Source organism: Mesorhizobium sp. M1050 (assembly GCF_040318715.1).
GTDB lineage: Bacteria > Pseudomonadota > Alphaproteobacteria > Rhizobiales > Rhizobiaceae > Mesorhizobium.
On record NZ_JAMYMV010000033.1, the window covers coordinates 60,234 to 67,115 of the forward strand.

Here is a 6,882-nt window from a genome sequence, read left to right on the forward strand (position 1 = left end):
ATGACGGCTCCTGTCTTGAACCGATCGCTTTCCAACCGGCGATCCATTCGCCGCAATCTGCTCGGTGGAATGACTGTCGTCGCACTGCTCCTCGGCGGAATGGGAGTCTGGGCCGGGACAGTGGACATTTCGGGAGCAATTATTTCGCATGGCTGGGTGGTCGTCGAGAACAGCGAAAAGAAAGTGCAACACCCGACGGGCGGCGTGGTCGGCAAGATTTTCGTGAGCGATGGCGACCGTGTCCGGGCCGGGGATGTCTTGGTCCAACTTAGCGACACCATCCCGCGTGCCACCCTGGCTTACGTGACAAAGAATTTGGATGAGCTCTATGCGCGAAAGTCCCGGCTCGAGGCCGAGCGTGACGGCAGCGGGCGGATGACACTTGCTCCGATACTTGCCACGCGAATGAGCGACCCGGAGATTGCCAACACGGTGGCCAGCGAACAACGGCTCTTCGAGCTTCGTCGAACCGAGGTTTTCGGCAACAAGGCACGCTTGCGCGAACGCATCGAGCAACTCGGAAAGCAGATCGAAGGCGATTTGGCTCAGGAATCGGCAAAGAGCAAGGAGATCGAGCTGATCAACGACGAACTCGTCGACATCCGCAGCCTTGTCGAAAAGAAGCTCACACTCAAGTCGAAGCTGACCGAATATGAACGCGAGGCAACACGCATCGAGGGTGAAAGGTCACAGCTTGTGTCAAACATGGCGCAGGCAAAGGGTGCCATCGCCGAAGTCGAGCTCCAGATCCTGCAGCTGGACAAGGAGTTCTCCAGCGAGACTGGCAGCGAACTGCGCGATGTCGACGCCAAGATCGCCGAATTCGAGGAACGAAAAGTAAGCGCCGAGGACCAGCTGTCACGCATCGACATTCGCGCTCCCTCCAGCGGCGTGGTCCATCAATCTTCAGTCCATACCGTCGGCGGCGTAATCAATGCGGGGGAGCCGATCATGTTGATCGTTCCCGACACCGACACTCTCACGGTCGAGGTGAAGGTCGCTCCGCAGGACATCGATCAGATCTCGGTCGGCCAACGCGCACTTCTTCGCTTCACCGCCTTCAACGTCCGCACTACACCCGAAATGGAGGGCACGGTGTCCATGATTGCGGCCGACGTAACGCGCGATCAGCATACCAATGAAGTCTACTACGCAGTCCGCATCACGCCCGATCCGAAGGATTCGAAGAAGCTTGGACCCGTCTCGATCATTCCCGGCATGCCGGTGGAAGCATTCATACGGACTGGTGACCGCAAGGTGCTGTCGTACCTGATGAAGCCTTTGACGGACCAGATGATGCGTGCGTTCAGAGACCAATAGCCGAGCGGCGGAGCTTGTCGTGAGGATCGGCGCTATCTTGGCTAACCTTTGGCGACGGAGACTTGTCATGGCAGCAACAGAGCTGAAACGTCCCATTTTTCTGATCGGCAACTATCGGTCGGGGACCACAATTGCACAAAAATTGATCGGGCTGCATCCCGACATCGTTACCTGGTACGAGCCAAAAACATTGTGGCTATATGCCGATCCGGCGCGGCGTCATGACGAATTCGTCGAAACCGATGCTACCGAAAGGGTCGCTCGTTACATTCGCGGCAGATTCCTCGAATATCAGTCGCGGCACGGCGGCCGACAGATCATGGAAAATACGCCTGCCAATGTCTTGCGCGTGCCGTTTGTCCACGAGATTTTTCCGGAGGCCATATTTCTCTATATTACGAGAAATCCATTTTCATACATAAGCTCAATGGAGCTTAAGTGGCAGCGAGCAAAGTCCCTAAAGGGTATAATACGCCTGCTGAAAATCACTCCCGTCACACAAATTCATTATTATGCAAGAGATATTATAAAACAGGTGATCACAAAAAGGGTGCTCGGAAGGAAATATACATCGATCTATGGTCCGCGTTACAACGGAATAGATCGGGATCTGAAGGATAATGAAAAGTTGACGGTGATCGCGCGTCAGTGGGCGCGCGGCAATCGAAAGGCTCGAGAAGATCTCGCCAAGCTTGGCAACGGCCGCGTTCTGTCGTTTCGTTATGAGGATTTGATACAGGATCCCGAACTGGTCTTGCGCCGCATCTATGAACATTGCGGGCTGAGCTGCACCGACGATATCGTCCGCATGGCCAAGGAGATGATCGACCCCGGCCGACAGCAGAAGTGGCTCCGCCTCGAAAGGAAGGACCTGACGGCGATCATACCGGAGGTCCGGGATGAGATGGAATTCTATCGCTACGAAATTCCCTCGCTTCTTCAATAGGTAAGGCGCACTTCGCGCCGGCGGGCGGCACCGCAGCCGAAGCCCCTTCGTGACCAATGCGGTCGTTTCATTCAGGCGCGGGCGCGTCGCCGGGCGTCACCCAATGTAATCGTGTCCCTCGGCGGATCCGGGATGGACGCAATGGCCCCCTGTTTGGATCGGCCGAAGAGTGGAGACAGGCGTGAGCAACGACAGGCGAGGGCTGGCAAAACAGAGTGTCGTGGGCATGTTGTGGACAGCCTTGTCCATGGGCGCCCTCGCCGTCGCCGAGCTTGCCTCACTTCTCATCCTGGCCCGGCTGCTCTCGCCCAACGAGTTCGGCCTTTACTCCGCAGCGCTGATCGTCATCAAGTTTTCGGCGATCTTCCAGGGACTTGGCATTACCCCCGCGATCGTCCAGCGACCTGTGCTGGAAGAGCGACATCTCCGGGCCGGATTCACCTTGTCATGCCTCCTCGGCCTCGTTGTGTCCGCGTTGGTCTGGGCGATGGCACCGGCAATTGCCGGCTTGCTTCGGCTTGCCGATCTGGCTCCGGTCGTTCGTGCCATCTGCTTCGTGTTCCTTTTCCAAGGCGCTTCCATGGTGGCATTGGCCGCGGCCCAGCGCGCGCTGCGGTTCCGCTGGCTGGCGCTCGTCGATGCCTGTGCCTTCGCCACGGGCTACGTCGTTGCCGGTCCGGTACTGGCTTGGCTCGGCTTCGGTATCTGGGCCCTTGTCGGCGCACTCCTGATCCAGCAATTCATCCGCATGGTCGTGCTGCTCGCTGGCCAGCCGCATCCGATGCGGCCCTTGCTGGAACGAAGCGCCATCTTCGAACTGCTGTATTTCGGAAGCGGTTTCACCATTGCCCGGGTATGCAACTACCTCGCAACCCAGGCAGACAGGCTCGTCGTGGGGCGCTGGCTCGGCGCAGACGCGCTTGGCCTGTATGGCCTGTCGTCACAGCTGATGACGACGCCTGCCGTCATTGTCGGTCAGGTTCTCGATCGGGTGCTGTTCCCGACCATGGCGCTGGTCCAGGAGCAGCCCGCGCGGCTTGCCCGCGCCTATCGCAGCGCGGTCGCGGGATGCGCCCTGATCGTCCTACCGGCCAGTATGGTCGTAGCGATCGTCGCGCCGGAGTTGGTTAAGGTCACTCTCGGGCGGGGATGGGAGGGGGTTGTCGCCCCACTCCAGATCCTGGCGTTCAGCATGTTGTTCCGCACGAGCTACAAGCTGAGCGATTCCGTCTCGCGTGCAACGGGGACGGTCTACGCACGCGCGTGGCGCCAGGCCGTGTTCACCATCGGCGTCTTGGTGGGGTCCTTGATGGGGCAATTCTGGGGAATAGAAGGCGTGGCATTCGGCGTCGGCGCGGCATTCGGGATCAACTTCTTCCTCATGGCACAGTTGAGCCTCCGCGTGACCGGGATGACCTGGGGCGACTTCTTGATGGCGCACCTGCCTGGGGTGGCGCTCGCAGGCGTTGTCGGAACGGGCGTCTGGGCACTCGTGGAATGGCTGCGCGAGTTCCATCTATCCGCTCTTCCCCTGCTCATCGATACGGCATTGCTGGCATCTGCCGGGGGCTTGCTCCTGTGCTGGATCCTGCCGTCGCTGTTCCTTGGGCGGGACGGGCTATCACTGCTGCGTCTGCTTGCCGCCGTGGTGCCCGCCTGGCCCAGGATGAGGAAGGCAACTGACTGATCAAAGTAGACTTCAGCGCTCGACCGCCCGGCCATGCATCGCGGGCGACGGCTTTCGTGTCAACGTTACCCATCGCCATGCTCGATCTGGGGTCGGAACCGCCCCTGGTCGGACACGTCGAGATTGCGATTTTAGTCGAGAGATATGGAGAGGAAATTCGACATGGCAAAACTGGCTGGGCTTCCCTGGACTGACACGAAACTCTTGCTGACGGACTCCGGCATTGACTCCGGCATCAAAGGCGACTGGCTGAACATCGACAATTTGACGCTGCCAATCGGAAGCGTGAGCGGCAACGAGAAGACTGGCGATATCTCCGATCTGAGCGACGAACCTGCTGCGGAAACCGGCAAGGGGAGTCACAGTCACGGACTGGATCGCGCCGCGAACAGCCTCGATCTCATTTCCGCGGATGGGATCACTCCGACATCGGGGAGCGATGGCGGATTGAACCTCAGCGGACTGGCCGAGGCGGCAGCCGGAGTTGGCATTCATCTGGACAGCAGCTTTCTCGATTTGTGGCAGGACGCGACAACGGGCCATGCCGACAGCCAAGTCACCTATGCCGCCACCACCCCTGAGGCAGTTGCTGACCTCGGCACGGTCTCGACGGGCGCCGCGGCCACCTCCAGCAGTCTCCTCGCCACCGCCTCAAATGCAATCGACCCGATCTTCGAGACAAGGGTGGCGACCGCCGGCGACGATGTCGAGGAGAAGGGTTCGGGTTCGATCTCGACCAACATAAACGACCTGGAGCTGGGCTATGACAGCAGCACCCGACAGACGGTAGGCATCCGCTTCACCGCGATCGACATCCCGCAAGGCGCCATCATCACCGGCGCCTATATCCAGTTCCAGGCCAATGAGGTGAAGACCGGCGTGACCTCGCTGCTGATCAAGGGCGAAGATACCGACGACGCGAGCGCCTTCACCAGCGTCAGCTTCGACGTGTCCTCACGCGCGACGACGGACGCGTCCGCAGCCTGGACACCGGACCCGTGGAACACGGTAGGCGAGCAAGGGCTGACCGAGCGCTCGCCGGACCTGTCGGCGATCGTGCAGGAGATCATCAATCGCTCGGGCTGGGCTGCGCTCAACGACATGGCATTTTTGGTCACCGGCACCGGCACGCGCACAGCCGATTCCTACGAATACTCGCCGACCAGCGCTCCGCTGCTGCACATAGAATATCTGCTGCCAGGATCCGGAAGTCCGGTGGCCTTCAACAGCCCGGCTGACGCCAACGCCGCCGCCAACCAGATCGCCGAGCTTGCCGCGACTGGCGCACCCACCGGGATCACCGCCTCGGCCACGGATCCCGATGCCGGCTCGACCATCACCTACAGCATCAATGACTCGCGCTTCGCCATCAATGCCAGCAGCGGCGTCATCACGCGCTCTGCCAACGGCACGCTCGACTTCGAGACCCAGCCGTCGATCAATCTGACAGTGACGGCAAAGTCTTCCGACGGCACCACCGCCAACCAGGCCTTCACCCTCGCCGTCCTCAACAGCGCTGAGCCGGTCGCCTTCAACACCCCGCCGGATACCGACACCGCCGCCAACCAGATTGCCCAGAACGCCGCCGCCGGCACGGCGGTCGGGATCACCGCCTCGGCCACGGATCCCGATGCCGGCTCGACGGTCGCCTACAGCATCAACGACACGCGCTTCGCCATCAATGCCAGCACCGGTATCATCACACGCTCGAGCACCGGCACGCTTAACGCCCAGTTAGAGCCGTCGGTCAACCTCACCGTCACGGCCTCCTCGGCCGACGGCAGTACCGATACCCACGCCTTCGCCGTCAGCATCACCGGTGCTAATCAGCTGCCGACATCAGTGACCTTGGCGCATACCATCCTGACGTCGCTGTGGTCGCCACCGAGCCCCGATCCCACGGATCTCGTCTATATTTCTCATCTCGACACGCTGCTGGTTGCCGATAGTGAAGTTGACGAAATGTCCATCTTTACCGGCAAGAATCTCTACCAAATGAATCTGAGCGGCACCCTGGCGGGCACGCTCACGACGATCAATTTTTCCGATGAGCCGTCGGGGATCGCCTACAATCCCACCAACCACCATCTCTTCTTCACGGACGACACTGGCACCAAGAGCGTGTACGAACTCAACCCCGGACGGGACGGACTTTACAACACGTCGGACGACCTTGTGACCTCATTCAAGACGGCCGCATTCGGCAGCACAGACCCGGAGGGGATTGCCTATGATACAAAACGTGGGGTCCTATATGTCGCCGACGGCACAACCCAGACGATTTACACCATCGCTGCGGGTCCGAATGGCAAATTCGATGGTGTCGCGAGCACGGGCGGCGACGACGTGGTCACGAGTTTTTCTGCGCGTGCGCTGGGGACCCCTGGCGACGAAAGTATTGCGTACGATCCAGTCCACGACCTCCTTTATATCATTACGTCGAAAAACTCGGTGGCAATGGTAACGCCTACCGGGCAGTTATTGGGCACGCTCGATATCTCCGCGGCCCATGCCCACAAACCGTCGGGAATGGCGCTGGCGCCAAGCAGCGACGATCCAAGCCATAGTATGAGCCTGTACATCACTGATCGCGGCGTGGACAATGACTCCCATCCGACCGAGAACGACGGCAAGATCTATGAATTCCATATAAATGATTGGCTGCTCGCCTGATCCTGCACGGCGCGTGTTTCAGACCACCGGAACTCGTCATGCCCGGCTGAAACCGGAGCCAGAGCGAGGCTTTCTTTTCGTTTGAAAGCCGGCTCACTGATTTGAAATTCGGACCCGTGAGCCGGTAGCCGCCGGCAAAGAAAAGCCCGGCCCCCCGTTGGGGCCCCAAAAAGGGCCCCCGGGGGGCGGGGGGGTGAATTAAACGGGAGGGTGTGACCACACGGGGGTGGAGGGCCGGCGATGGAGGGGGGAGGTG

At 60.2% G+C, this 6,882-nt stretch carries 4 protein-coding genes; all 4 read left to right on the forward strand.

The annotated features are described in order from the left end of the window. The 4 genes from NKH57_RS18830 to NKH57_RS18845 all read left to right on the forward strand — a co-directional run bounded on the left by NKH57_RS18830 (position 1) and on the right by NKH57_RS18845 (position 6,626). A complete protein-coding gene (locus NKH57_RS18830) occupies positions 1-1,320 on the forward strand; it encodes an HlyD family type I secretion periplasmic adaptor subunit (RefSeq protein ID WP_352946091.1) in 1,320 nt (439 codons plus the stop codon). A gap of 67 nt (positions 1,321-1,387) precedes the next feature. Beyond that, a complete protein-coding gene (locus tag NKH57_RS18835; RefSeq protein ID WP_352946094.1) occupies positions 1,388-2,266 on the forward strand; it encodes a sulfotransferase family protein in 879 nt (292 codons plus the stop codon). 181 nt (positions 2,267-2,447) lie between these two features. Beyond that, the gene (locus NKH57_RS18840; protein ID WP_352946097.1) at positions 2,448-3,953 is read left to right on the forward strand and encodes a lipopolysaccharide biosynthesis protein; all 1,506 of its coding nucleotides are present in this window, start codon (positions 2,448-2,450) and stop codon (positions 3,951-3,953) included. A 162-nt stretch (positions 3,954-4,115) separates the two neighbouring features. Then, on the forward strand, positions 4,116-6,626 hold the full coding sequence (locus NKH57_RS18845) for an RTX toxin (protein WP_352486860.1): 2,511 nt from the start codon (positions 4,116-4,118) through the stop codon (positions 6,624-6,626). The last annotated feature ends 256 nt before the right edge of the window (positions 6,627-6,882 follow it).